This window comes from Microbacterium sp. AISO3 (assembly GCF_002204305.1).
GTDB classification, from domain to species: Bacteria; Actinomycetota; Actinomycetes; order Actinomycetales; family Microbacteriaceae; genus Microbacterium; species Microbacterium arborescens.
Map to the genome: position 1 here is coordinate 1 of NZ_NHRF01000034.1, position 680 is coordinate 680.

The following is a 680-nucleotide window of genomic DNA, read 5'->3' on the forward strand; positions in this document are numbered from 1 at the left end:
CCTTAACCGGAGGTGGGAATATCCTGCATTCCCGAACCCATCGACGAACTGTTTCAAGGCTTCTTGGACGTCGCTGGCGTGCGTTCCACTCCTGAAGTGTCAAGTACATCGCAAAGTCTCCGCAATTACACGCAAGAAAAAACCGCCATCAGGCGGCTTGGTGTTCTTTCAGTTCTTCAATTCGAATATTGGTTACGTCTGCATGTGCTATCTGCGCCCATATCATCCAGTGGTCGTAGCAGTCGTTGATGTTCTCCGCTTCGATAACTCTGTTGAATGGCTCTCCATTCCATTCTCCTGTGACTCGGAAGTGCATTTATCATCTCCATAAAACAAAACCCGCCGTAGCGAGTTCAGATAAAATAAATCCCCGCGAGTGCGAGGATTGTTATGTAATATTGGGTTTAATCATCTATATGTTTTGTACAGAGAGGGCAAGTATCGTTTCCACCGTACTCGTGATAATAATTTTGCACGGTATCAGTCATTTCTCGCACATTGCAGAATGGGGATTTGTCTTCATTAGACTTATAAACCTTCATGGAATATTTGTATGCCGACTCTATATCTATACCTTCATCTACATAAACACCTTCGTGATGTCTGCATGGAGACAAGACACCGGATCTGCACAACATTGATAACGCCCAATCTTTTTGCTCAGACTCTAACTCATTGAT

Annotated in this window: 2 protein-coding genes; both read right to left on the reverse strand. The window is 44.1% G+C overall.

Annotation, left to right across the window (positions count from 1 at the left end):
* Window positions 1-109, reverse strand: a 109-nt coding sequence (locus CBF90_RS16145) for an excisionase (RefSeq protein ID WP_033813937.1), incomplete at its 3' end; no start/stop codon positions are given.
* Window positions 110-404: 295 nt separating this feature from the next.
* On the reverse strand, window positions 405-680 hold a 276-nt coding region (locus tag CBF90_RS18640; protein ID WP_206669171.1), incomplete at its 5' end, for a hypothetical protein.